This window comes from Nostoc sp., assembly GCF_036919675.1.
Classification (GTDB): Bacteria; Cyanobacteriota; Cyanobacteriia; order Cyanobacteriales; family Nostocaceae; genus Nostoc.
This window is the reverse complement of sequence record NZ_JBALCP010000135.1, coordinates 104522-130053: the sequence shown is the minus strand read 5'-3', so window position 1 is coordinate 130053 and position 25532 is coordinate 104522. Positions and strand designations below refer to the sequence as shown.

The following is a 25532-nucleotide window of genomic DNA, read 5'->3' as shown; positions in this document are numbered from 1 at the left end:
ATACCTCGTCTCTTGTAGCGCGGAAAAACTTTCTTATATCAGACTAATTCAAACTATGTTCAAGAGTGGGCGTGGTATCTCAAGGACTAATACTTAGGTAGTGCGATCGCTTTAGTATATAAAATACAGTGAAAGCGATCGCATAATTGCTTGATTGATTAGTCAATTAGTAAGAGTGCTTTTGAAGTGGATACCTCGTCTCTTGTAGCGCGGAAAAACTTTCTTATATCAGACTAATTCAAACTATGTTCAAGAGTGGGCGTGGTATCTCAAGGACTAATACTTCGGCTTCTCTACGAGACGCTACGCGAACGCTCAGTACAAGTGACCAAGGACTAAGCGCAAAGTCTGAGCAGAGGTTTCCTCCGCTCAGAACTTTGTAAGAATGACTAATGACTCCGCGCAACGGTTTGATTCCGCTAATATCGTTTCGCTAAAATTCGGGATTTCTTCATCGGCTAACTATCTATTGCATCGGACTGAAAATTTATACTTACTCATATAACGGTTCCGATAGAGTAACCGATTCTCCTGCCTCTTCTAAATTACGTAGGGTATTTAATGATAGAAAACCAAACCCGACTTTAGAGGCAATATCTAGTACCGTATAACCCATTGTTTCGCCACCTTGACCAAGAGCGTTAAACCCTTCTGGACTAAGAATCCACACAATTGGATAGAGTGTCCACAGTACCAGATGCACAGTCACCAGCTTACGGAATGCTTGCTTGGATCTGGGATGTTTGCGTTCTGCCTCAATCCGGTAGGGCTTCACTAATAAGTAGAAAACTGCGACATAAGCACCACAACTCACAATATACCAGATGTAGCTGATCGGCTTGGGTGTAACTGTGGCGAGGAAGCCAGTGGCAAGCATATAGGCGTTTGCTCCTAACAAGCTACCTGTAATCAGCAGGTTTGTTCTTCCCAAGAAAATCAGATCCAACAACAACAGCGGCGTTGAGCAAAACCAAGTGACAAATCGTACCCAATAAGTTGGACGATCATTGATGATGTTAACTCCTTGACCGAGTGCCATTGCTAAGTATAGTCCACTCGCAATCAAACAAATGAAAAAATTAAGTGTATACAGTATTTTCCAGCGTTCATTTTTACCATTGTGTGCGCCTACTCCGAAAAAAGCACAACCCACTGCCATACTGATAACACCAATCCACAGCCAAGTTTGAACCATAAGTATTTTCCAGCTTTTTGATAACTTTTAATAACAAATGGTTAAGTAGAACTTTCACTCATTAACCTTATTTGTTTTTGCTTGCAGAGAAACTATTATTTGTATTTATTATTGTGCCAGTTTTAATCATTAAAAAAAAATTTCTTAATGGAGATTTTAGATTAATCAAAAATCTGATTTAAATACAATCATAAATTAGACTTTAGTAGCTTGCACTTTAGTACAGCACAAGCAGTCTTCTGTAAAATTTTCTATCTAGGGTAAGACTCATATAGAATATGAACTGAGAATTTGGTATTGCTAAATTTGAGTATGAAATTTAAGAATTCCACATTTTAAACTCTTCTTCTCTGTGCATCTGTCTTGAAAAGTCTGGAGCGTGAGACTAATTTACCCTCTCATTCAGCAAAGCCGAAAATTTTTACTGCATCCAATCTATCGTGCGATATTGAATTGCTTCCGCCACATGATCGGTTTTTAGCTCATCTTCTCCCGCCAAGTCTGCAATAGTCCGTGCTACTTTGAGAATGCGATGTCTATGACGGGCTACGCCTACGCGCCAATTGGCGATAAATAAAGATCCGCCCATGTTGATAATATAACAAAGCAACTGTTACCTAAAAGCAATGACACAGACGGCAGCAATTACAGAAGCGATTACCACTCTTCAGGATGCAGAAAATCGATTCGGTTTTGTCCGTGTTGAAGACGAGGAGTTTTTCCCAGAGTGGTATGAGGGATTGTCTGAAATTACGGAAGCGGAAAAAGCCTGTGTGGATGTCGTGCGGCGCAGGTATCTCTATCACCGTGCCGGAGGTGATTTACTAGAAGGGACAGTCATATTGTTGTTGGTGTCACCAATAGTTGCACTCTCTGGATTTTACGATCCTCCTTTCAGAATTAAGGCTGAATCATCCGTAGAACTAGTGTTGGATGATGGCGAGGAGATACTGCGCGGACGGATTGATGTTTTAGTGTTACAAGAGCAGTTGTGGGTGATGGTGTTGGAGTCGAAAAAAACCACGCTGTCAGTTTGGTCGGCTGTACCGCAAGCCCTAGCTTATATGATGGCTAACCCTAACCCCAGTAAACCTGTGTTTGGGATGGTGACGAATGGAGACGATATTTTATTTGTTAAAGTGACGCAAACAAATACTCCACAGAACGATTTGTCAAGGGTCTTTGCTCCGTTTACATCCGCGAGAGAACTGTATACCGTTTTGCAAATTCTCAAGCGTATTGGTCAGTTAATTTCTCCTGGGTCTTAGCTCGACTTTATCCATCGAGTTAAAAGGCTCAACTTCCGAGTAAAAAGGTTCAACTTCCGAGTTCAATAGAGCAAGTGCGCTACGAATTCACTAAACCCTTGTGCCTAGTTATTGAAAGTAAGAGACCTTAGTGGCGCTAAAGTTGTAATCAACTCCCTCAGATGTACCATCTGAGAAGTTCCAAAGGTTGAGTTGTCCCCCTAGCCTCAACCCTTAACAGACTTAAGCCATCATCACAAGATTCTTACTGCATTCTATCGATTGTGCGATACTGGATTGCTTCTGCTACATGATTGGTTTTTAGCTCATCGTCTCCGGCTAAATCTGCAATAGTCCGCCCTACTTTGAGAATGCGATCGCTTGCTCTTGCCGATAAACCTAATTTTCTAATTGCTACTTCTAATAAACTGCGACTAGCATCATCTAGCTTGCACCATTTCTGGAGATGCCGACTTTGCATGTGGGCATTGCAACGCAGATTTGATTCTTGTTGGAAGCGCGTAATTGCGCGATCGCTTGCTTGTTGAACCCGTTCTCGTACTGATGTTGATGCTTCTCCGGTAAGTTGTTGGGTAATTTCTTCTGGTTTCAAGCGATTCACCGCAACTTGTAAATCAATTCGATCCATCAACGGCCCAGAAAGTTTTGCCCAATATTGCTCGCGCTGGCGGGGAGAACAAGTACATTGTTGAATAGTATCGCCATAGTAACCGCATGGACAGGGATTGGTACTCGCTACCAAAGTAAACTGCGCGGGAAACGTTACCGATAGTTTGGTGCGGGAAATCGTGACGTAGCCATCTTCCAAAGGTTGACGCAGAAATTCCAATACATCTCGCTTAAATTCTGTCAACTCGTCAAGAAAAAGTACACCTCTGTGAGATAATGAGATTTCTCCAGGGCGAGGGAAGCTACCACCACCCACAAGAGAAGGCCCGGATGCTGAGTGGTGGGGGCTGCGAAAAGGGCGATCGCGTACCAATGAACCGCGATTTTTCAATAAACCAGCCACCGAATGGATGCGAGTCACTTCTAAAGATTCGGCAAAACTCAGGGGCGGCAAAATTCCTGGTAAGCGCCGTGCTAACATAGTTTTCCCACTACCAGGCGGCCCGACAAAAATTAAATTATGTCCACCAGCAGCAGCAATTTCTAAGGCACGACGCGCATGAGCTTGTCCTTTCACATCATGCAAATCTGCGCCAGGGTAGGATACTGTTGCTATCTCCGTTGTGCCATCAATCTGCACAGGTTTGTAACGCCCCGGATTATTTAAAAAATCCACCACATCAGACAGATGTTTGCAGCCGTAAACAGCCAAGTCTTGAACCACTGCGGCTTCTTGGGCATTATCAGCAGGGATAACTAAACCTGCAATTCCCATCTTTTGGGCAGCTGCTGCGATCGGTAAAACACCAGCCACCGGGCGCAAGCTGCCATCTAGAGAGACTTCGCCCAAGAATAGATAATCTCCCAACAAATCAGCGCTAACTTGCTCAGAAGCCGCCAAAATTCCCACACTAATAGGCAAATCGAAACAGGGGCCTTCCTTCCGTAAATCTGCCGGAGTTAAATTGATCACAATTTTTCGCATGGGAAAGGCAAAACCTGCATTCTTCAGCGTTGCTTTGACTCTTTCTCTTGATTCTTGAATCGCTGAATCTGGCAGTCCCAAGACAACAATTCCCGGTAATCCCCCTGACACATCGACTTCCACGCCTACTTTGACGGCATCGATGCCCACAATTGATGCACTCCAGACTCTGGCAAGCATTTATTATATAACAGTAAACCTTTCAAATCTCTAGCAGATAAGTCGGGAGATTGGCATTAGTGAAACCACAGAGACGATTTTCTGATCAAAATAGTAGTTAGCCCTGAAACTCCCAAAAAAGACGGTAACTATGTTGCCCAAGAAACCCTAAAACATGGTCTAAAGTCAATGATTGAAGAGGGGTTAAAAGTCAACGCGTTTTCCCAGGAGGAGGTTAGCGCATTCGATTTAGGAGACATAACTCCTTAAGAATCAGAAACTGTGTTAATCTTCCTATCAACAATCAAAAAATGGGAACCAGTTTACAAGAGACTTGCAGCATCCTAAATTCCTGGGAAAAGAGGACGTAATCCGTATACATGATGAACTCGTCAGTGAAACTGTCGAGTCGAGTCGTTAAACATACTTGATGAAGGCTTGCTGGACTCTGCTCTTGGCTTGTCTCAAGCAACTTTTGGGGGAGAGTATTTGCATCCCACAATTTATGAATAGGCATCTGCATACCTATTTCACATAGCTTGCAATCATGCTTTTGAGCAAGGTAACAAACGCACTGCTTATGCTGCTATGGTGACTTTTTTAAATGCGAATGATTACGATATTGAAATAACCGAAGAAGAAGCTGAAAAATTAACGGTACAGGTAGTTACGCATGAAATAAGCAAGGAAGAACTGCCTGCTAAACTGAAAAATTAGATCACAACCCTTATTTAACGTCATTATAAAATCATCAGTGCATTCGCCCTTCTCTGCTATCTGTCTTACCAGCAGATATTTTCCTTATGTTACTGTAGGCGATTCCACGGTTCCCTGTAATTCGCCGGGGAGGGAATCACTAATTACCTTGACCGTTGCCCCGATCGCACTTTGTTAATATCACTTTGGTAAACTTCTGCAACTGCATACATCTTGCATACATCTGGTCGGTTCGATCTAATTCCACAATCCCGTCATTAGAAACGGTTTCTCCAGCTCGTGTATTAATCTTCAAAATTTGCCCCGCTTCGGGTACGCGGACGGATGCCTGATCAAGTTGCGCTTGCATTTTTTGCACAGTAGCTTGAGCGCTGTCTACCTCTGCTTGTCCCCGTTGCTTGTAAACTCTGCTGTTGTCCAAGTAATTCTGCTTCTAGGCGCTCAATTGTAGCTTGCTGAGTTTTGATATTTCCTTCTAGTTCGACTTGCAGACGGTTTACAGCAGCAAGCTTTGCTCCAATTTCTCCTTGTTTTGCTCCCGCTTTAACCTTCTCAAGGCTGGATTTGGCAACTTGAACTTGTTTTTGGGCTTCAAGCAAACTTGCTTGCAAGCGATCGCGACTGTCTATAATTGCAATTACCTGTCCAGCTTTGACGCGATCGCCTTCTTTCACCAATAATTTTTGAAGCAGACTTCCTTCAGTCGAAGAAGTTGCAGACAGTTTTATTACTTCTCCATTTGGTTGTAAGCGTCCCAATGCTGTGACTGTTTTTACTACTGGTTGAACAGCTACTGGCGCTACTAACTTTTCATTAGCAGTAGCATCAAGCTTTTACACGGTATAAACACTGGCTCCACCAATTAAATAAAGATGTAATTATGGCTAGTGCAATGGGCGATCGCCAAAGATTTTGGGAAGACTTTAAATCCTCTAATTTTCAGTTTTGCACCATAGTGTTCACTTTTTACCATTAGTGAATTGTACTAAACCGTTCAGTTTAACTGAGACTAAACTAAACGGAGTAGTTTAGTCAATGGGACAAAGCTAAAATTCTCAATTTAATAAGTTTGCCTTGAGTTATGCACCAGAATGCTTGCCACAACTAGGATTAATGGCGTAGGGTATTTTGCAGCATCTATTAAAATTGTTTATAAGAGAGGATGATTAATAAATGGTACGCATTAAAACTGACGAAGTTGATCGAGATCATTCCGTTGATAAAGTGGAGCAAATTCTGCAAGGGGCAATGCAGGAGTTCCTGCAAAATGGCTATGCTGGTACAAGTATGGATCGGGTAGCAGTAGCGGCTGGTGTTTCTAAAGCGACAGTCTACAGCCACTTTCAAGATAAAGAAGGACTTTTTAAAGTACTCATAGAGCAACTAGCAAGCAAAAAGTTTAACTCTATATTTGGTGCAGAACCTATTGAAGGAGAACCAGCAACCGTACTGCATCACTTAGGAACCAAAGCATTAGAGCAGATGAATAACGACCAAGAACATAGTGCATTTATGCGAGTATTAATCGGGGAATCTGGTCGTTTTCCTGAGTTAGCTCAAATTTGTGTTCGGGCGATGATTAAGCCAGTGACGGAAACTCTCACTCACCACTTGGCCGCTCCTGAGCTAAATATACCTGACCCAGAGGCAACAGCGATGATTCTTTTAGGGACATTGGTGCATTTTCATATTACTCAAGATGTGATGCATGGAAAGGACATTCTACCAATGGAAAGCGATCGCCTGATTGATGCCTTGACACACTTAATCACTAAATGCGCCGATTAATTAGCTATCTCCCGGCGCTTATTCGGTCGGAAGGTCAAATTCACCTTGAGTAACAGTTGACTGTTTTGTCCATAAAAGCTACATTATTGCCTCCGGTTTTTTCCTTCCTTACCGTTGAGCCTAGAATCCCACGGACTTTACGTGAAAACCAGCTAACGCCGTGTTTATCATAGCCGTGGGAGTGTCAATTAGAGGCAGTTCTTGGCAGGGGCGGGGGGCAGGGCAGAACAGCGATCAAATATCAGAAGATTCCGCCCCTAATGGTGGCGGCTTGTACCGAAAATCCTTTTTCTCCCTTGCCCCCTTGCCTTTATTTTGTCAAAGACTGTTACAAATACATCCTCCAGCCATTGCAAGATTAACTAGGCAGGAATCACTTGAACAATTAGTGAGCGTTTATCCAGCGACTGGATTTTACCTACTTTACTAAGATCATTTGCAATTCTGTCTAGCAGTTCTCCAGCTTGGTCACGATATTGATGTTCTCGGCCTCGTAAACGAATGGCAAACTTCACTGAATCGCCTTTACTCAACCACTCAACTGCTTTCTCAATGCGTAAATTGTAATCAGCCACACCCACGTTTAGACCGAACCGAACTTCCTTTACCGTGGGTCTAGCACTCTGGCTTTGACGTTTTTTCTTTTGATATTGAAGCTTGCCATAGTTAAGAATCTTGGCGATTGGAGCCTCTTTGCCTTGAGAGACTACAACCAAGTCAAGCTCTAAACTCTCGGCTAACTGTAGCGCCTCATTGGTGTCGATCAGACCACGATTGTTATTCTCATGGTCAATCAAGAAGACATGAGGTGACTTGATTTGCGAATTAATCAGTTGCTTTTGGATTGCGATAATGAATTTCTCCCAATTGTTTAACACATTATTTTGCAAGTAATGCTAATTTAACACACCACTGAATTAGAGCAACTTTAAGGACACAATGGACTGTAATCTGTTACAATGCAGAGCTGCGGCACTCGCTCTCAGTCTTTGCGCTACTGCCCATCCAGCCTTTCAATGATTTTTTATCCGTCCGCCTAAGACTGACGCCGCCATTGGCGACAGGCCGATGTTATTTTTGGAGTTTTATGTCTTTTTCTACTCTCGGCTTGTCCAATGAAATTATCCGTGCCGTTACTGAACGAGGGTACACCGAACCCACGCCAATTCAGATCCAGGCGATTCCTGCCGTCTTGTCGGGTAGCGATTTGCTAGCTGGGGCACAAACTGGCACTGGAAAGACCGCTAGTTTTACCCTACCGCTCCTGCATCGGTTGTCGTCTGACAAGAGTATCAAAGGTACATCTAATGGCTACCGGCCGATCCGGGCGCTGATTCTCACCCCGACTCGTGAACTCGCCGCACAGGTGGAAGAAAGCGTGCGCGAGTATGGCAAATACTTGCAGCTAAACTCGATGGTGATGTTCGGCGGAGTCGGTATTAATCTGCAAAAACAACGTTTGAAGAACCGAGTGGATATTCTAGTCGCTACTCCAGGGCGACTGCTAGACCACGTACAGCAGGGCACGCTGAACCTGTCACAGATTGAGGTTTTGGTGCTAGATGAAGCAGATCGGATGCTGGATATGGGCTTTATTCATGATATCCGCCGCATCCTCTCACTCCTGCCCAAACAGCGACAAAATTTGCTATTCTTCGCTACTTTCTCGGACAAAATCAAGACACTGGCCGCCGGGTTGCTCAATCACCCAACGATGATTGAGGTAGCACGCCGCAACGTTACTGCCGACACGATCGCACAGAAAGTTTACCAGGTAGACCGTGACAATAAACGCCAATTACTTGCTCACCTGATTCGGCGAGATAATTGGTATCAAGTGTTAGTGTTCACTCGCACTAAATATGGTGCTGACCGTTTGGTTAAGCAGCTGGCCGAAGACCGCATTCAAGCCCTGGCAATCCACGGTAATAAGAGCCAGCCGGTGCGTACCAATGCTCTGGCAAAGTTCAAGAATGGCAGCTTACAGGTATTGGTGGCGACGGACATTGCTGCTAGGGGTCTTGATATCAGCGAACTGCCCCATGTAGTCAACTTCGATCTGCCCAATGTACCGGAGGATTATGTTCATCGCATTGGGCGCACTGGTCGCGCTGGCGCGTCAGGTGAAGCCATATCGCTGGTGTGTGTCGATGAATACCCTCTATTGGCAGATATTGAAAAACTGATCGAGCAGCGCTTGCCGAAGGAAGTGGTCGCTGGCTTTGGTCCCAACCCTGATACCAAGCCTGAACCAATCCCAAATGGACGTCAACACAGACCGAAACCCCAAGGTGACAAGCGTCCGGCCCGTACTGCTAAACCGTCACCACAGACATCGGTTAAACGTAAGGTAGCGCCACCTGCCACGAATGGCGATAAGTCTGGTGCTCGTTCGTCTGCATCGCGCCGTTCTGCTAAACGCGATCGCTGATCTTTAGTTTGCTGTTCAAAGGATCATGGAAAACCTCACTTCCATTCCTCTCTCCTACAAGCTTAGGAATGCGGATTACAGCAGTTTCCATGTATTTGAACCACATCTGTCGTAGGGGCGCAAGGCCTTGTGCCCCCACCGCGTGGTCTATTTACCTGAAAATAGCTGTAAATAAAGTGCAAAAATAGTGACAGAGCATAGGTTCAACCTTAACTTACAGCATCTTTGCAGCACTCCTCAGCAATAGGGAGTTTTTGCATTCTGTATATTTTCTACTACCTAAGCTTGAAAATGTAACTTAATCAAAACTTAGGTCTACAACAGCTAGAACGGTTGTGTAGACGGAGTTTTAGTACTTAATTACTACTGTATTGCATCTAGAGTCGCTAGAGTAGAGTGTGTAGGTGGCACATAAAAATAACCCTCTAGAATGCTTATTCTTAACTGATATCTAAGCATTGTAAGCTACAACAACTCTGTGATAGAAAATAATCGTTGTCGGTCTATTTTTTGAAGCTTGATTTTTTCGGCGTAGAAAGCCTGATAATAAGATTGATACCGCTCTGGTTCAGCTTCTGGATCGGTTTGTTGCCATAGTTCCAAAAAGTGACGGTAGCGTTTTTCAAGCATCACCAGATCCATGCAAGCGATCGCAGCTTGAACCACTTGCGGAGTCCGAAGTATTTCTTTTTGGTTTTTTTCATTTACATGAAATAAATGGGAAATTAACCCCATCTCGCTGCCAAATTCTAAGAACTGGTCTTGCAGGCGGGAAATTAAATTTGGTGGAAACGAAAAATTTTTCGTCTCTCCATCACCAGATGAAATTTCTAAAATCTGTTGCCATAAAAATCGGTGGTGGGAAAGACTAAATTGCAAATCTCGTTCTTCTAATTCGTCACTAATCGCTTGACGCTGTTCAGGACAATGCAAGTAAATTCGCAGTAATAAGGCTTCTGCGTGTTCTAAAAGACTGCGTTCAGTAGGGAGTGGGGAATGGGATTTGCCACCTCCCCATGCTTTCTTCGCTGATACGGGCTTAGTGTATGTAGCCGCAGGGGGAGCAATTTGAGTTAGCAGATTTTCGACTCGTAGAGGTATAAGTCTGGTTTCTCCCAAGCTAAGTATTTCTGCACAGTAGGAAACGTAATAGTTGCGTGTATCGCTGTTAGCTATATTTTTAAGTAATTTGACTAATTGCTGAGTTACTTGCTGAAAATCAGTAGCCTGTCTTAAGTCCCGGTCTTGAATAATTTGCTGAATCTGCCAATGTAGCCAAAGTGGCGCGTTCGCTAGCAATTCTCCATAATCTTCTGGAGTGTGGCTATACAAGTATTCATCGGCATCTTTACCATCGGGTAAATTGAGAATTTTTAGCTGAACTTCGCCTTTGTATGCTAGTTCGGCAATTTCACCGATCGCCCGTTCGGCAGCATTCGTTCCGGCTTTATCAGCATCAAAGTTGAGGACTAATTGTTTCGATTCGGTGTAGCGTAATACTAACCGCACTTGTTCTAAGCTTAAGGCTGTACCGAGGGAGGCTACGGCGTTATTAATACCAGCAGCGTGGAGAGCGATCGCATCAAAATATCCCTCTACCACCACCGCTTGATCGAGTTGAGAAATCCCACCTTTGGCTTGATCGAGGGCAAATAATGTTTTACCTTTACTAAAAAGTTCCGTTTCTGGTGAATTCAGATATTTAGGTTGCTCATCCGTGAGGGTTCTACCACCAAAGGCAATGACGCGCCCTTGAACATCACGGATGGGAATCATCAGGCGATCGCGAAACACATCATAATAACCGCCCCCTTCCTTGCGTGGCTTAATCAATCCCGCTTTTTCCAGTATTTGCGCGGGCAAATGTTTATCTTCCACTAGATAGCGATGGAGAGTTTCCCAACCTGCGGGAGCATAACCTAAACCAAATTGCTGTATTGTTTCTTCTTTAAGTTGACGGTTAGATTGCAAATATTGAATTGCCTTTTGCCCTTGTGATTGTCTCAGGGCGTGTTGATAAAACTGGGCGGACGTTGCCAGAACTTCATACAACTGCTCACGCAAAGAGAGCTGACGCTGTAATTCTTGGCGTTGTTCGGGTTCTAGGGTTTGCACAGGTACTTGGTAACGCCGTGCTAAATCTAGCACCACGTCAGCAAAAGAACGCTTTCCCAACTCCATGACAAACTTAATCGCATTTCCCCCAGCTTGACAGCCGAAGCAATAGTACATTTGCTTGGTCTGACTGACGGTGAAACTGGGAGATTTCTCATCATGGAAGGGGCACAAGCCGACAAAATCCTTTCCACGTTTGCGTAAAACTACGTACTCCGAGACAACATCTACAATATCAGCCCGTAGTTTAACTTCCTCAATTGTGTCTGGGTGCAAGCGGGGAATTTGCATTCTAGTCTATTTATGAAGTCATGGGTTGGTAATTAACACTGCGGTACATTTCCCAACTGATAGCTATTATATTCTTGTTGCTAGACCAAAAATAATGTATAGAATTGTTTACACTTAGTTGGATCAGAGGAAATACTGAAAATGGGACGTATTTTTATATCAGCGGCTCATGGAGGCAAAGAAGCTAGAGGAATCGATCCAGGTGCGATCGCAGGTGGTACAACTGAAGCTAAAGAAATGATTCTGCTCCGGGATTTGATTGTCACGGAACTAAGAGCGCGGAATTTGGAAATTTTAGCAGTCCCCGATGACTTGAGTGCCGCTCAAACTATCACCTGGATCAATTCCCGTGGCCGCCGGAGTGATATCGCCCTAGAAATTGAATCTGATGCGGCTAACAGCCCTTCTGTGCGTGGGGCTAGCGTCTTCTACATTGCTAATAATAGCGATCGCAGAAGCAATGCTGAACAGTTGCTAGTGGGGTTATTGCGCCGAGTACCCCAATTAACGAATCGGGGAGTCAAGCCAGATACAGATAGTGGATTGGGTCGTTTACCATTCTGTCGCCAGACAACGCTTCCAGCTTTGGTGATGCAAGTAGGGTTTCTCAGCAATCCAGAGGATCGGGCTTTGTTGCAAACTCGCCGCCGCGATTTTGCTTTGGGAATTGCCGATGGACTAGTAACTTGGAGTCGTGTGATTGACCCCACTCCTGGAACTCCGGCGGAATCAAATTATCCAGCAATTAATATCAATATTAATGGTCAAAATTACTCAGAGCAAGGAGTTTTAGTTAATGGTAATGCTTACATTCCCATTGATTTAGTAGACCTTCTGCGGATTGACCTTTCAAAAGCAGCTAATGTCAATCGGATTACCTATCACAAGGTAGTTTATGTGAAAGCGGTCGAACTGCGAGATTTTAATGTTGCAGTCACTTGGGATGCTGCAACTCGTACTGTCAGCTTGCGATCAAATTTGGTGGTTTGCCCTGGTCAATTTTCGCGGGTGATGTCGAACGGTAATACTTCCGAAGTCCAGTTACAATTATTTCTTAGAAACAATAATGAAAATGCTTTAATAAAGTTTCCTGACGTCCCAAAACTTTATCGGGAAGAAGCAAGTATAGAGGGAGTAAACTATGATATTGCCTTTTGCCAAATGTGTGTAGAAACTGGATTTTTACGGTTTGGTGGTGATATTAAACCTGAGCAAAATAACTTTGCCGGCTTAGGTGCGATCGGTGGTGGTTCGGAGGCTGCATCTTTTGCAAGTGCCAGAATTGGAGTGAGGGCACACATCCAACATTTGAAAGCTTATGCTAGTTTAGAACCTTTGGTACAAGAAGTAGTAGATCCACGGTTTCGCTTTGTCACACGCGGGATTGCGCCATTAATTGATCAGCTATCAGGACGGTGGTCAGCAGATTTAGATTATGGTACAAAAATTTCAGCAATGCTCAAACGATTATATGAGTCAGCAGGACTTCTTTGAGTATTGAGTAACTTGTTATAGCAATTTTTAGGGTGTTAGCTTTCACCTCTGGTTTAGCATATTCTGAGGATGCAGCACAGATTCCTTATGCAATTTACCAAAATTTAAGTAAGTCAGTGAGAAAAATTCAATGGATATGAAGCAATATCAATTTTAACTTGAAGTAGGGTCTGCTACAGAAGTGTTGAATATTAATAAATCTGCTATGAAAATATCTTAAAATTTGGGTGAACTGTCTAAAGATAATGATTAAAAATTGATTTGCCAAAATTATAAAAAATATCTTTAGCCATTTGCCTAAAAATGATTATCCAGTTTTGAATAGCCATCTTTTTATTGAGTGTTAGTTTGTTTATGCACTGGATAATAGTTTAACAAATATGTGTGATTTATCTAAATGATTAAACAATACAGGATTTGATGTAGATATATTCACATTTTCCAAAGTCAACACTCATCAAAGTCAAGAAATGTTCCAGAAGATTTATCATCTGTTAAATCAATTACTTCAGAGGTATTAGTTCAAAAGTACCATTTCTTTAAATAATATTATAGTTAATAAATAAATTACAGCTTACTTTGCGCGATCGCACTATACAAAATACCTAAAATTTTCTTAATCTCCTTAATATAATATTCACTCAAATCAATCGAAACTACATTGCCCTCAAGCTGGAGAAATTGCCAGATAGTACCGATAGTAACAGCACCATATATAGCTTTGATTTTATTTCCACCTCTCTCGTTAAATAACTGAGCAGCTACCATTTCAGCAATACATTGTGCTAAACCAGACCTCAAATTCTCATTTTTACTTTCTACTAAGACAATCACCGGACTACGGACAAGCAACTGCTCCGAAGAAAGACTCAAAATAAAATCACAAAAGCCATTTAGTCCGCGTTGGCTATCAACAGTAAAATCAACTCCAGAAAACAAACTTATTTCATAATTAAATTTACGTCTAATTTCTAATAAAATTGGACTAATTATCATTTCGCTCCGAGCTTTTTCTGTACTTATCGCTACCGCTAAATCAACATTTTCCTTCAAAATAGTAGATAACAAATCACTACATTCTTGCTCCTGTACACTTGCAAATAATCCAGATGACTCGTGAATAACTAAACCAAAAGAATCAATAATTTCAATAAGTTTAAAATCACTATAAGCCATCAAACTTACTCCTTTACCTTATGGCTGAATCCTATCTCATTTTTATAGCAAAGTTTAGAAATTCAGCTTTGGCGGAAACACCTTACTTAAATCAAGAGATAAATCATGAAAACAAGGAAAATTTATCACCTGATTTGACAAGATAATTCGCTTATTTAAATAGCCATATTTACCTTGATTATCCTGATATGGTTCACTAGAACATTCCAAAACATTATCAAATAAATTGAATATCCAATAATCAACAATACCTGCTTTAGCATAGAGAGGTATTTTCACATCTTGATCATAAGCCAAAGAAGAATCTGAAACCTCCATCACCAAAAACACATCAGCTGGTTTAGGGTGAGCGGACAGATAATCATCAGCACGGTTTTGAACAATCGCAAAATCTGGTTCAGGTTCGCTGTTAGGTGGCAAAGCAATCGGGGCTTGAGATTGTAAGGTAGCCTTGTCTCCCAGAATTTTGGGGAGTTCCTTCAACAGTTTTCTTAAACAAGTTTCATGGGCTTTACCTTTGGATGCCATTTCAATAATTTCCCCGTTGATTAATTCAATGTGGTCATCTTCATGGAAAAAGCCCAATTCAGTAAGCCTGTGGTATTCATCCAGTGTGAAGCGTTTAGCCTGAGCAATACTCATAAATCTTCCTCCCAAGGGAAATGCGTAGACGCGTAACAATTTGTCGTTAGACATCGCTCTTATATTCTAAATGTGTCAGAAATTGGTATGCTATAGACCGAGACTCGCTATGAAAGCAAACAATGCCTGCGCCTACTATCAATCCCACGATCACTGCCTTTCCCTTGAGTGCCGTAGTCGGTCAAGAAGCAATTAAATTAGCCTTGTTGTTAGCAGCCGTTGATCCTGGTTTGGGGGGAGTAGCGATCGCAGGTCGTCGCGGTACGGCAAAATCTGTGATGGCTCGTGCTATCCACGCTCTACTACCGCCCATTGAAGTTGTCAAAGGTTCAATTAGCAACTGTGACCCCAATCACCCAGAAGAATGGGATGATCAACTGTTGGCGGAGTCCGCAGGCAAAGACATTCAAGATGTTCCCGTTGAAATTATCCCAGCGCCTTTTTTGCAAATTCCTCTAGGTATCACAGAAGACCGACTATTAGGTTCAGTGGATGTTGAAAAGTCGGTAAAACAAGGTGATACTATTTTTCAGCCGGGGTTACTCGCTACAGCAAACCGAGGTGTTTTGTACGTAGATGAAATTAATTTATTAGATGACCAAATATCAAATCAGCTGTTAACAGTATTATCTGAGGGACGCAACCAGATTGAACGGGAGGGAATTAGTTTTCAGCATCCGTGTAAATCCCTGTTTATTGCCACCTACAACCCAGAAGAAGGCGGATTACGGGAGCATTTGCTAGATAGAATTGCGATCGCCCTCTCTGCTGATGGTGTACTCGGCTTAGATCAAAGAGTAGCAGCAGTAGAGGTTGCGATCGCCTATTCTAAATCTCCCCAAGACTTTCTTCAGCAGTACAACGAAGATTTAGACTCCCTCAAAACCCAAATCATCTTGGCACGGGAATGGTTGAAAGAAGTAACCATCACCCATGAACAAATTGCCTACTTAGTGGATGAGTCCATTCGCGGAGGAGTTCAGGGACATCGCGCCGAGTTATTCGCCACGCGGGTTGCCAAAGCTGCTGCGGCTTTGGAGGGACGGACAACAGTTAATGCCGAAGATTTGCGCCGTGCTGTAGAACTGGTGATTGTACCACGAGCCACAATTGTGCAGACACCGCCACCCGAACAACCACCACCACCTCCACCCCCACCACAAAATCAAGAAGAACCCCCAGACGAATCAGAAGAGGAAGAACAAGAAGAACAAGAAGAACAAGAAGAAAATCAAGAGCAAGAACCCCCTAGTATCCCGGAAGAATTCATTTTTGATCCGGAAGGGGTAATCCTTGATGACAGCGTGCTGTATTTTACTCAAATGGCGAAGCGGCAAGGTAAATCTGGTAGTCGCAGTGTCATATTTTCCGATGACAGGGGACGCTATATTAAGCCAATGTTGCCCAAGGGGAAAGCACGACGCATTGCAGTAGATGCCACCCTGAGAGCTGCGGCTCCTTATCAAAAAGCCCGAAGAGAAAGACACCCAGACAGAAAAGTTATTGTTGAACAGGCTGATATTCGCTCGAAACGCCTGGTACGCAAAGCAGGGGCGTTAGTAGTGTTTGTGGTAGATGCTTCTGGCTCAATGGCCCTGAACCGAATGCAATCGGCTAAAGGTGCGGTGATGCAACTGTTAACAGAAGCTTATCAAAACCGTGACCAAATAGCATTGATTCCCTTCCGGGGAGAACAGGCGGAGGTATTATTGCCTCCAACACGTTCCATTGCCTTAGCGCGTAACCGCTTAGAAAGGTTGCCCTGTGGTGGGGGTTCACCCTTAGCGCATGGTTTAACCCAAGCTGTGCGCGTCGGCTTAAATGCCCAGATGAGTGGAGATATTGGGCAAGTTGTGCTTGTAGCAATCACCGATGGGCGGGGTAATATTCCCTTAGCGCGTTCTTTAGGTGAACAACTAGAACCAGGAGAAAAGCCGGATATCAAAGGGGAATTATTAGAAATTGCTGCCAGAATCCGTGCTTTGGGGATGCAACTATTAGTAATTGATACGGAAAGTAAATTTGTGTCTACCGGCTTTGCCAAAGAATTATCGCAAACAGCAGGCGGTAAATATTATCATTTGCCAAAAGCGACAGATCAAGCTATTGCTGCCATGACCAAAGGTGCGATCGCTGATTTAAAATCTCGATAATTAGTTATTAGTCATTTGTCAGCTGCTTTTCTACTAACCACTGACCATTGACTAATGACATCAAGATCCAGTGGGCATTACCTGTGGTTGCAAATAGTAAATCAAATCCTGAATTCCCTTTTGCAGATACCGCGTTACCGTCATTGGACTGGTGCCAATATTCTTAGCAGCATCCTTGCGAGAAAGTTCCTTCAAAAATACCATTTCAACTGCCATGCGGGGCTTTTCTTCTAACATATTTATTGCACCTTGGAGTTGTTGCCGTTCTTCTTCTTCTTGCAGGAGAACATGAGAACGAGGACAAGGAAGTGCCTCACCCAAGGTTATTTGGCAATCAATATAATTAACTGCGGTTGCATCTAAACTCAAAGGCATACGGTTTTGAGCAGCTAACTTGGTTTCTTGCCATTCTTGCAGAGATACTCGAAGTTGGCTGGCAATTTCAGCATCCTTGGGCGCACGACCCAAAGACATTGACAAGTCCTTACGAATCTTTTGCCCTTCATTGTACAATTCTTGCCAACGACGGGGAATTTTTAATAGAGTACTGCGATCGCGCAAAAAGTGCAGCATCTCACCGCGAATATATGGCACAGCAAAGGAACTAAAAGCATATCCTTGGCTAGGGTCGAAGCGCTCAATTGCCCTAATCAAACCAAAATAACCGATTTGTTCTAAATCTTCATAAGGTTCATTACATTGATGGCTGAATTTATGAGCCATCTTCCGCACTAAGCCAGTATGTAACTGTACAAGTTGATTACGAAGTTTAATAGAAGGATTCTGGTGGTACAAGTGTAATAATTCTATACCATCAGTTCGTAAAGAGGACTCACTTGTTGCCATATACATTCCTTTGTTATGACTCCTATTCCTGAGAAAAGGGAGCTGCGTATATTTTCTTTTAAGCTGTCATTATTTTCCTTAGTTAGGGCTGAATAAGCCATCGTCGTTTCACTGAACTTATGAGTGGTCGGACTCGATAATTCAGTATTTTTACGCATGATTTTGATCACCACTTTGTTGCAGGTTATGTTTGTGTTTTAGATAAAAATTTCAACATTGCATGATATTTTTTGTTTAGTTGTCTCCTACCTTGCCTAACCCCTTCCTGGTTTATCACCCTAAATCTTGGTAAGAATAGGAATAAGCAGAACGTTTTCCTAAAAAACAGTTTTTCAATATGAGCAATACCAGTAATTTTCGTGAAGCTATCCGTGAGGCTAAATCTCACGCCCTCGTTGGCCCAAATGTGATTGCCAATGCCCTCCCCTACGTCGGCGGTGGATTAGTGCTAACGGCATTAGGAACCTACGGCGGTTTGGGAGTTATCCGTACTAACCCCGGAATATTCTTTCCCACCTTCATTGGTGCGGTGATTTTGGAGTTAATTTTGTTCTTTGTTGCCCAAAATGTTGCCCAAAAAGGTAATAAGGGTCTTGCACTACCCCTGTTGGCAACCTATAGCCTGTTATCTGGATATACTCTCAGTGGCTTAATATTTGTCGCCTTGAGATCCCAAGGTGTTGGCATTCAAGGCATTGGGTTAGCTGCCCTCGGTTGTGGCGTCACCTTTATTGCTGCCCGTCAAATTGGTTCAAATCTCTCTGAACAAGACGGCATGGCTTTGACGAAAACCATCAATCTCGGCGTCATTGCCTTGGTGGTTGTGTGTCTAGCCCAATTTGGGTTTGCCATGTTTGGTGTTTACACGCCAAATTGGTTAGAAATCGCCATCTCCGGTTTGGGGGTGTTTCTGTTTGTTGGGGTTTCTGTTGTCGATTTCTACATCTTGCCCCGCACTTACAGCGATGACCAGTATCTACCTGCTGCTTTGTCGATGTACCTCACTTACATCAACTTGTTCGTCTTTATCTTGCGGTTGCTAATTGCCATTAATGGCCGCGATTAATTACCTGTAGGCACTAACAATAGTAAAGTTTTATAAAGCAAAAACCGTGGTGAAATTTTCAGCAACCACGGTTTTTTTTATCTGTTTACCAGTAGAAATTGATTTGTTTATTAAAGCCTATCTGCAACAGCAAAATAAAACTACTTCAGTGGGCAAAGAAGTGCTTGATAATTCCAAGTAATTTTTGTAACTTACACAAGTAGTGCAGATAGAATTTGCCCAACTACAGCTAAAATCAAGAAAGATAAGTAGAATAAAGAGCAATTTTCAATTCCATTACGCTCTATCTATCATTCAGCAAGTATTATGGATGTCCTAGAACTCAAACGCGAAATCGAAACGTTGTCTGGCCGCCTGGGTAAAACCCAGGACTATCTTTGACGTACCTGCACTGACAGCCAAAATTCAAGACCTCGAAAAAATATCAGCACAACCAGAATTTTGGAATGACCAAACCCAAGCCCAACAAACGCTACAAGAACTCAACGATATTAAAGCCCACCTCCAGCAGTATGATCACTGGCAAGCCAATCTGGAAGATACTAAGGCAGTTGTTGAGTTGTTGGAGTTAGAAACTGATGAGGCACTACTGCAAGAAGCAGAATCTACCATCACCAAGCTGAATCGTGACCTTGACCAGTGGGAGTTACAACAGTTACTTTCTGGGCCGTATGATGCTGAAGGTGCTGTACTGACAATTAGTGCTGGCGCTGGTGGCACAGATGCTCAAGACTGGGCATTTATGCTAATGCGGATGTACACCCGTTGGGGCGAAGCTCATAGCTATAAGGTAACTTTAGCTGAAGAGTCGGAGGGTGATGAAGCCGGAATTAAATCGGCAACCCTAGAAATTACTGGTCGTTATGCCTATGGTTACTTGCGATCGGAGATGGGTACACATCGTTTAGTGCGGATTTCACCTTTTAATGCCAACGGCAAGCGACAAACCAGTTTTGCAGGGGTGGAAGTGATGCCACAGATTGATAACTCTGTGCAGCTGGACATTCCAGATAAGGATTTGGAAATCACCACAACTCGCTCTGGTGGTAAAGGTGGGCAAAACGTCAACAAAGTAGAAACGGCGGTACGCGTTGTTCACCTTCCCACGGGTCTTGCCGTGCGCTGTACAGAAGAACGATCGCAGCTGCAAAATAAAGAGAAAGCCTTAAATCGCCTGAAAGCAAAGCTGTTGGTTATAGCCAAGGAGCAACGGGCCCAAGAAATTGCCGAAATTCGTGGCGATATGGTGGAAGCCTCCTGGGGTAACCAAATCCGTAACTATGTGTTTCACCCTTACCAGATGGTGAAAGATTTACGTACAAATACAGAAACGAATGCGATTATAGATGTGATGAATGGTGAACTTGATACATTCATCCAAGCTTATCTGCGCCAAGAAAATAAATTAGTAGAAAACACTCCGGTATAATTTGAGATTCGCAATAAATATTAGTACAGCAGGCGTGTAAATCCAGTTACCATCTCAATTAACAAGATTTGGGGCAAAATCCCCTTGTTAAAGGTAGGTCAACTTCCGTAACAGTTGACTAAGTGATTTTTTGACTATTATTTAGTACCGATGATTTATTTTCTCGTATTTTAGATTGGCGCGATCACATAGTACCCCCTATTATTGGGGCGGTTTCAGAGAAATTCCTCAGCAATATACAGGCGATCGCGATTCTATCCTAGACCAACTGTTACAGTTATAAAAGAGTCTGTAGGCAAATAACTATGAGCAACTCTCCTTCAACAGAACCTCAACCTAGCTACGTAAAACTTGCCATGCGAAACATGGTGCGGAAGGGTGGAACTTCCCTGAAGCATTTTGCGTTGACTGCCGTAGGGCTTTTAGCTCTCCTTGTTGGTCTTGCTTATCTAACTCACTAACGACAAACTGTAAACCTCAGACTAGGAGACTGTGTGCCTCTGAGAGTTGAACTATACGTGGAAGAGTATTTTTACGAGTTGTCCCCGACAACATCTGTAAAGATTGGGGACACTTGTGCTCGAATTCCTCCTGAAACTTGGGAAAATTGGTTTAATCGCTGGTTAAAAATACTTCACCCTCATATTCCGCCAGCGCCAAGTTATGAAATTGGGCTGCGTTTGACAGATGACTCGCAAATACAAGAACTGAATGCCCAGTATCGACAACAAAATAAGCCGACAGACGTTTTAGCCTTTGCTGCTTTGGAGGTGGATTTTCCTCAAAGCAAAGAAATGCTTGCCTCTGTACCATTGTATTTAGGTGATATTGTTGTGTCTGTAGATACAGCACAACGTCAAGCTCAACAGCAGGAACATAGCTTACCAACTGAGCTAGCATGGTTAGCTGCTCACGGCTTATTGCACCTGTTAGGCTGGGATCATCCTGATGAAGAAAGTTTGGGGCGAATGTTAGAACAGCAAGTGAGATTGCTGAACGCAATAGGTATTGCTATTGACATGGGATAGCAGAAGCTTGTGTATCCCTTAGTGTTAATTTTGGGTAATACTTTTATAATACTTCTGTGCAAAATTGCTTAAAAATTGTCTCAAAGTTAATTGCACCATTAAGATCGGCGAAGATTCCCACTGTAGCAACTCTGTTTTTGTGTTTTTAAGTGTATGTCCCAAAAAATTTCTCCATCACCAACGCCCACCTCGTTACAAACACTGGTGTCTAACGAACGGGAATTCTCCTGGAAAGTAGCTTCTAATTTATTTGTTAGTTTTAAATATGCCTGGGCCGGAATCAGCTATAGTTTTCAAACTCAACGTAATTTTCGTATCCACGTAAGCGTTTGTGCTTTAGCGATCGCTTTCAGCGTTTTTCTACATCTGCAAGCGGTGGAAATAGCGGTAATTGGTGTAACTAGTGGTTTAGTTTTGGCATTAGAGTTACTAAATACAGCTATCGAGTCTCTTGTGGACTTAACCGTTAAGCAGACATACCATGATTTGGCAAAAATCGCTAAAGATTGTGCAGCTGGTGCAGTCCTTGTCTCTGCTTTGGTAGCAGTGCTGGTAGCTGGTACGCTATTGCTCCCTCCTCTGGTAAGGTTAATTATATCGGCTTTGTAGATGTGATTTGTGACGCCGAATAGCCCGCACTTCTCTACGAGACGCTCTTGCTAGCAAGATCCCCGTAGGGGTACGGCATGGTTCGACTAACTTTGGCTCCTTTCGGCAACTCTTAGAGACGCTACGCGTAGCAAGATCCCCGTAGGAGTACGCTCAAGGCAAGCCGTTCAGTACAAGTGCGCTCACCAGCCGCTCAGTGACCCCCGCAGGCATCGCTTAGTGAGTCGGAAAGAGATCACCCTCTGTCCAATCCCCTTTAGAGAACACATTATCAGCAATTTAAAATTGAAGTAATGCGATCGTGCTAACCATCCTAGCTAAAGGGTTACTTAGTAATCTTTAGCAAGTGGCTTGTCCCAGAGTAGCCGCTTCATATTTATGCGTCCACGTTAGCGTTATTTTTACACCTAGTGAACAAATAGCATGAGATATCTGTCTATGCTTTTTGCAATTGATCAGTGGTAAAAACCAGGAGTGATGAGTTTTGATTATAGTTATCGACAATTATGACAGTTTTACATATAATTTAGTACAGTATCTGGGAGAATTAGCAGCAGAATTCTCAGTGGCAGATGATATTAAAGTTTTTCGTAACGACAAGATATCCATAGATGAGATTCGGGCATTAAAGCCCGAAGCCGTGGTTATTTCTCCTGGGCCTGGTCGCCCGGAAGATGCCGGCATTTCCCTAGAGTTGATTAAACAGCTAGGCCAAGAGTTGCCAATTTTGGGTGTCTGTTTGGGACATCAAAGCATCGGTCAAGTATTCGGTGGTAAAATAATTTCTGCTCCAGAGTTGATGCATGGCAAAACCTCTCAGGTGTCTCATACTGGGGTGGGGGTTTTCCGGGGATTAGAAAATCCTCTAACCGCTACCAGGTATCATAGTTTGGTGATAGAACGTGAGACTTGCCCAGATGTGTTAGAAATCACCGCTTGGGTTGAAGATAACACCATTATGGGAGTGCGACACCGGAACTATCCTCACATTCAGGGCGTCCAGTTTCACCCAGAGAGTGTCCTGACATCTTCAGGAAAACAGTTATTGCGAAATTTTCTGGAACAGTTACAGTTAAGAGCATAATTAATGAAACGACGACAGTTGATGGGCTATGCTGGGGCGGGGTTGGTCACAGCTTTAGTTACTACCTTGAGTTCTGAATCTCAAGCTGACGCACAATCTAGCGGTTTATCAGTTCAGTGGTTGGGTCATACTTGCTTTCTTTTTACTGGTGGCGGTGCGAAAATTCTCGTCAATCCATTTCGGGCGGTCGGCTGTACTGCTAAATATCGTCCACCAAAAGTTGCAGCAGATTTGGTACTGATTAGCAGCCAACTGCTGGATGAAGGGGCTGTGGACGTCCTACCGGGAAATGCAAAACTCATCTACGAACCAGGAGTTTACGAGTTCAAAGGCATTAAGTTCCAAGGAATTGCCATAGACCACGATCGCAAAGGTGGTAGGCAGTTTGGCTCAAATACTGCTTGGAGTTGGAAGCAAGGCGGAATTAATATCCTCCACTTAGGGGGAGCCGCTGCACCCATTTCCATTGAGCAAAAAATCCTAATGGGGCGTCCCGATGTGGCATTTATTCCAGTGGGAGGCAGTGCAAAAGCCTACAATGCTCAGGAAGCAAAGCAGGCTGTTCAAGTGTTAAATCCTAAGTTGGTGATTCCCACCCATTACCGGACACAGGCTGCTGATGCTGCTACGTGCGATATTTCGCCACTCGATGATTTTCTGACCTTGATGCAAGGTATGCCAGTGCGACGTAGCAACACAGATACTATATCCATTAGCCCTGGTAAATTGCCGGAAAATGGGGAAATTCAGGTTTTGAGTTACAAATTTTGAGGAGCAGAGGATAAGTGGATGAGGGAAAATAATTAATGATTCCTGTCCCCTACCTCCTGATATGATGTCCATCTAATATGCCGCTCATAAAAGCACCCCCTCCCCGATGCTTTGGGAAGCAAAAGTGTAGCTTTGCCGGGGTGGGGTTAGCACGGCTATTATGGGTATTTAACCGGACATGATATAACTCCTGATTCTGCCAATTTTAGATTTTGGGTTGCACCTTTGGTGCGCCGACAGCGCAACTTGGATTTGAGATTGAAGGAAAAATCTAAAATCTAAAATCGAATGACTGTTGTTTCTAGGTTTTAGAACGTATACCACTCTCCACCAAGCTTATCTGCGTCGCTGATGGGAGTCTCAACCGCTGTTGTCCCATCTATAGTCCAAATTTTGTCTGCACCTGCTGTCTGATCGCGCCAGTAGATGTCGGTTTTACCATCGCCGTTGAAGTCGCCAAGGGATGGTGTCAAGGCCGCGGTATTAGTCGGTAAGAAAGCTTCAGTGGCAACTGTTGTACCATCCATCAACCAAGCGGTGTTCTCGCCAGTGGTGCCATTGTGCCAGAAGATGTCAGTCTTGCCATCGCCGTTGAAATCGCCAATTTTAGAAGTCCAGGCTGGGTCAAGTGTCTTCATAGCACCCTCTGTAACTACGATCCCATTCATTGTCCAAACCTTGTTTTCACCTGTTTGAGCGTTTCTCCACAGAATGTCAGTCTTATAGTCGCCGTTAAAATCACCAAGGGTAGGAGTCCAGGCGGCGTCTTGTGATTGTAGTGCAAGTTCAGTCTTTTGCGTACCATCCATAAACCAAGCGGTGTTATCGCCGGTTGTCGGATTGCGCCAGAAAATATCACTCTTGCCATTGCCATCGAAATCAACAATGGTAGGAGTTAGTGCTGGGTCTGTTTTATCTAAAACAGTTGCATTCAGAACTGTTGTACCATCCATCTGCCAAATAGCGTTCTCACCGGTTGTATTATTATGCCAGAAGATATCTGTTTTGCGATCGCCATTGAAATCGCCAATCTGAGGAGTCCAAGCTGGGTCAACGCTGGTTAGAGCAGCTGAATTAGCAACTTTGGTTCCATCCATCAGCGCAATGGTATTCTCACCAGTTGACTTATTACGTAATAAGAAGTCGGTTTTGCCATCACCATTGAAGTCAGCAATTTTGTAATCATAGGCGGATAGGTCGAATTTACCTAGAGAACCCTGGTCCATAACTTTTGCTCCATCCATCAACCGAATGATAATCTCACCGGTTGTAGAATCGACCCAAACTTTGTCCGTTTTGCCATCACCGTTAAAGTCAGGAGTAATCGCCGCACTAGTTAAGTAAGGATTAGGATTGGGATTTGCTGACGTTTTGGCAGGCGTGGTCAATGGTTCATCTTGTAGTGCATATGAGGAACTATTACTACCAAATCCCAAATCATAATTCAAACTATCAAAAGAAGATGCCAAGATTTTTGTTTTTGCTAAAGAGTCTGCTGCCCATTTAGATGTATTCAAAGATAAGGGTGAGGAATCTAGATTTCCAGACATGGTGTATTTTTATGATTGGTTGTTATATTGTTTTAACTTTTTTTGACAAGCTCTTTCTGTAACCCAATAACATTTACCAGGGTTTCAATATTTCTTTATAACTATTTTTTCTTTATTAATGTTATT

24 protein-coding genes and 2 pseudogenes are annotated in these 25532 nt (G+C 43.2%); 15 read left to right on the top strand and 11 right to left on the bottom strand.

Going from position 1 to position 25532, the window contains the following annotated elements; translation table 11 throughout:
• Window positions 1-493: 493 nt before the first annotated feature.
• Entirely contained in the window at window positions 494-1195 is a 702-nt protein-coding gene (locus tag V7K49_RS32620) for a microbial rhodopsin family protein (RefSeq protein WP_335209348.1), read from the bottom strand.
• 421 nt (window positions 1196-1616) lie between these two features.
• Window positions 1617-1742, bottom strand: a pseudogene (locus tag V7K49_RS32615) (hypothetical protein); the annotation flags it as partial.
• Between the two features lie 79 nt (window positions 1743-1821).
• On the opposite strand from V7K49_RS32615, the gene V7K49_RS32610 reads away from it, so the two are divergent.
• Window positions 1822-2463 carry a type I restriction endonuclease gene (locus V7K49_RS32610; RefSeq protein ID WP_335209346.1) on the top strand — a complete coding sequence of 214 codons (642 nt, stop codon included), beginning with the start codon at window positions 1822-1824 and terminating at the stop codon, window positions 2461-2463.
• A 244-nt stretch (window positions 2464-2707) separates the two neighbouring features.
• Here V7K49_RS32610 and V7K49_RS32605 read toward each other — a convergent pair whose 3' ends face one another.
• Window positions 2708-4237, bottom strand: coding sequence for a YifB family Mg chelatase-like AAA ATPase (locus tag V7K49_RS32605; RefSeq protein ID WP_335209344.1), 1530 nt, complete (start codon window positions 4235-4237; stop codon window positions 2708-2710).
• 513 nt (window positions 4238-4750) lie between these two features.
• On the opposite strand from V7K49_RS32605, the gene V7K49_RS32600 reads away from it, so the two are divergent.
• Window positions 4751-4933, top strand: coding sequence for a type II toxin-antitoxin system death-on-curing family toxin (locus V7K49_RS32600; RefSeq protein WP_335209357.1), 183 nt, complete (start codon window positions 4751-4753; stop codon window positions 4931-4933).
• Between the two features lie 139 nt (window positions 4934-5072).
• Here V7K49_RS32600 and V7K49_RS32595 read toward each other — a convergent pair whose 3' ends face one another.
• Window positions 5073-5282 carry a hypothetical protein gene (locus tag V7K49_RS32595; RefSeq protein WP_335209342.1) on the bottom strand — a complete coding sequence of 70 codons (210 nt, stop codon included), beginning with the start codon at window positions 5280-5282 and terminating at the stop codon, window positions 5073-5075.
• Complete coding sequence (locus V7K49_RS32590) at window positions 5266-5691, bottom strand: biotin/lipoyl-binding protein (protein WP_335209340.1); 426 nt, start codon at window positions 5689-5691, stop codon at window positions 5266-5268. Before V7K49_RS32590 ends, V7K49_RS32595 begins: the two co-directional genes overlap by 17 nt.
• A gap of 415 nt (window positions 5692-6106) precedes the next feature.
• Here V7K49_RS32590 and V7K49_RS32585 point away from each other — a divergent pair, with 415 nt between their 5' ends.
• Complete coding sequence (locus tag V7K49_RS32585; RefSeq protein WP_335209339.1) at window positions 6107-6721, top strand: TetR/AcrR family transcriptional regulator; 615 nt, start codon at window positions 6107-6109, stop codon at window positions 6719-6721.
• Between the two features lie 362 nt (window positions 6722-7083).
• On the opposite strand, the gene infC is transcribed toward V7K49_RS32585, so the two are convergent.
• Window positions 7084-7599: a translation initiation factor IF-3 gene (gene infC / locus V7K49_RS32580; RefSeq protein WP_334874997.1), complete on the bottom strand. Its 516-nt coding sequence runs from the start codon at window positions 7597-7599 to the stop codon at window positions 7084-7086.
• Window positions 7600-7808: 209 nt separating this feature from the next.
• Between infC and V7K49_RS32575 the strand changes: the two genes are divergently transcribed.
• The gene (locus tag V7K49_RS32575) at window positions 7809-9152 is read left to right on the top strand and encodes a DEAD/DEAH box helicase (RefSeq protein WP_335209356.1); all 1344 of its coding nucleotides are present in this window, start codon (window positions 7809-7811) and stop codon (window positions 9150-9152) included.
• Between the two features lie 465 nt (window positions 9153-9617).
• On the opposite strand, the gene dnaG is transcribed toward V7K49_RS32575, so the two are convergent.
• Entirely contained in the window at window positions 9618-11558 is a 1941-nt protein-coding gene (gene dnaG / locus V7K49_RS32570; RefSeq protein WP_334875001.1) for a DNA primase, read from the bottom strand.
• 141 nt (window positions 11559-11699) lie between these two features.
• Between dnaG and tftA the strand changes: the two genes are divergently transcribed.
• On the top strand, window positions 11700-13052 hold the full coding sequence (gene tftA, locus V7K49_RS32565; protein ID WP_335209337.1) for a hormogonium tapered terminus morphoprotein TftA: 1353 nt from the start codon (window positions 11700-11702) through the stop codon (window positions 13050-13052).
• A gap of 269 nt (window positions 13053-13321) precedes the next feature.
• Window positions 13322-13564, top strand: a pseudogene (locus tag V7K49_RS32560) (IS4 family transposase); the annotation flags it as partial.
• 55 nt (window positions 13565-13619) lie between these two features.
• On the opposite strand, the gene V7K49_RS32555 reads toward V7K49_RS32560, so the two are convergent.
• Together V7K49_RS32555 and V7K49_RS32550 are read right to left on the bottom strand one after the other, a co-directional pair.
• Window positions 13620-14228 (bottom strand): hypothetical protein, encoded by a 609-nt coding sequence (locus V7K49_RS32555; RefSeq protein WP_335209335.1) that lies wholly within the window; start codon window positions 14226-14228, stop codon window positions 13620-13622.
• A gap of 54 nt (window positions 14229-14282) precedes the next feature.
• On the bottom strand, window positions 14283-14870 hold the full coding sequence (locus tag V7K49_RS32550) for a Uma2 family endonuclease (protein WP_335209355.1): 588 nt from the start codon (window positions 14868-14870) through the stop codon (window positions 14283-14285).
• 122 nt (window positions 14871-14992) lie between these two features.
• Here V7K49_RS32550 and bchD point away from each other — a divergent pair, with 122 nt between their 5' ends.
• A complete protein-coding gene (bchD, locus tag V7K49_RS32545; RefSeq protein ID WP_335209333.1) occupies window positions 14993-17023 on the top strand; it encodes a magnesium chelatase ATPase subunit D in 2031 nt (676 codons plus the stop codon).
• A 60-nt stretch (window positions 17024-17083) separates the two neighbouring features.
• Here bchD and V7K49_RS32540 read toward each other — a convergent pair whose 3' ends face one another.
• Window positions 17084-17869: an RNA polymerase sigma factor SigF gene (locus V7K49_RS32540; protein WP_334721545.1), complete on the bottom strand. Its 786-nt coding sequence runs from the start codon at window positions 17867-17869 to the stop codon at window positions 17084-17086.
• A gap of 337 nt (window positions 17870-18206) precedes the next feature.
• Here V7K49_RS32540 and V7K49_RS32535 point away from each other — a divergent pair, with 337 nt between their 5' ends.
• The 8 genes from V7K49_RS32535 (at window position 18207) to V7K49_RS32500 (ending at window position 23856) form a co-directional block, all read left to right on the top strand.
• Window positions 18207-18935: a Bax inhibitor-1/YccA family protein gene (locus tag V7K49_RS32535; protein WP_229467698.1), complete on the top strand. Its 729-nt coding sequence runs from the start codon at window positions 18207-18209 to the stop codon at window positions 18933-18935.
• Between the two features lie 46 nt (window positions 18936-18981).
• Window positions 18982-19116, top strand: a complete 135-nt coding sequence (locus tag V7K49_RS32530; protein WP_334972891.1) for a hypothetical protein — start codon at window positions 18982-18984, stop codon at window positions 19114-19116.
• 125 nt (window positions 19117-19241) lie between these two features.
• Window positions 19242-20364 (top strand): peptide chain release factor 2 gene (prfB, locus tag V7K49_RS32525; RefSeq protein ID WP_334875010.1). Its coding sequence is split into 2 segments (ribosomal slippage): window positions 19242-19313 and window positions 19315-20364, totalling 1122 coding nucleotides; the frame shifts between segments, so codons are not numbered across the junction.
• A 305-nt stretch (window positions 20365-20669) separates the two neighbouring features.
• Window positions 20670-20825, top strand: a complete 156-nt coding sequence (locus V7K49_RS32520) for a DUF3285 domain-containing protein (RefSeq protein WP_104904774.1) — start codon at window positions 20670-20672, stop codon at window positions 20823-20825.
• A 39-nt stretch (window positions 20826-20864) separates the two neighbouring features.
• Window positions 20865-21392, top strand: a complete 528-nt coding sequence (gene ybeY / locus V7K49_RS32515; protein WP_335209353.1) for an rRNA maturation RNase YbeY — start codon at window positions 20865-20867, stop codon at window positions 21390-21392.
• A 153-nt stretch (window positions 21393-21545) separates the two neighbouring features.
• Complete coding sequence (locus tag V7K49_RS32510) at window positions 21546-22001, top strand: diacylglycerol kinase family protein (RefSeq protein WP_334875012.1); 456 nt, start codon at window positions 21546-21548, stop codon at window positions 21999-22001.
• A 484-nt stretch (window positions 22002-22485) separates the two neighbouring features.
• Window positions 22486-23085, top strand: coding sequence for an anthranilate synthase component II (locus tag V7K49_RS32505; RefSeq protein WP_335209331.1), 600 nt, complete (start codon window positions 22486-22488; stop codon window positions 23083-23085).
• Between the two features lie 3 nt (window positions 23086-23088).
• Window positions 23089-23856 carry an MBL fold metallo-hydrolase gene (locus V7K49_RS32500; RefSeq protein WP_334792845.1) on the top strand — a complete coding sequence of 256 codons (768 nt, stop codon included), beginning with the start codon at window positions 23089-23091 and terminating at the stop codon, window positions 23854-23856.
• A gap of 308 nt (window positions 23857-24164) precedes the next feature.
• Here the strand turns inward: V7K49_RS32500 and V7K49_RS32495 are convergent, their stop codons facing one another.
• The gene (locus V7K49_RS32495) at window positions 24165-25406 is read right to left on the bottom strand and encodes an FG-GAP repeat domain-containing protein (protein WP_335209329.1); all 1242 of its coding nucleotides are present in this window, start codon (window positions 25404-25406) and stop codon (window positions 24165-24167) included.
• Between the last annotated feature and the right edge of the window lie 126 nt (window positions 25407-25532).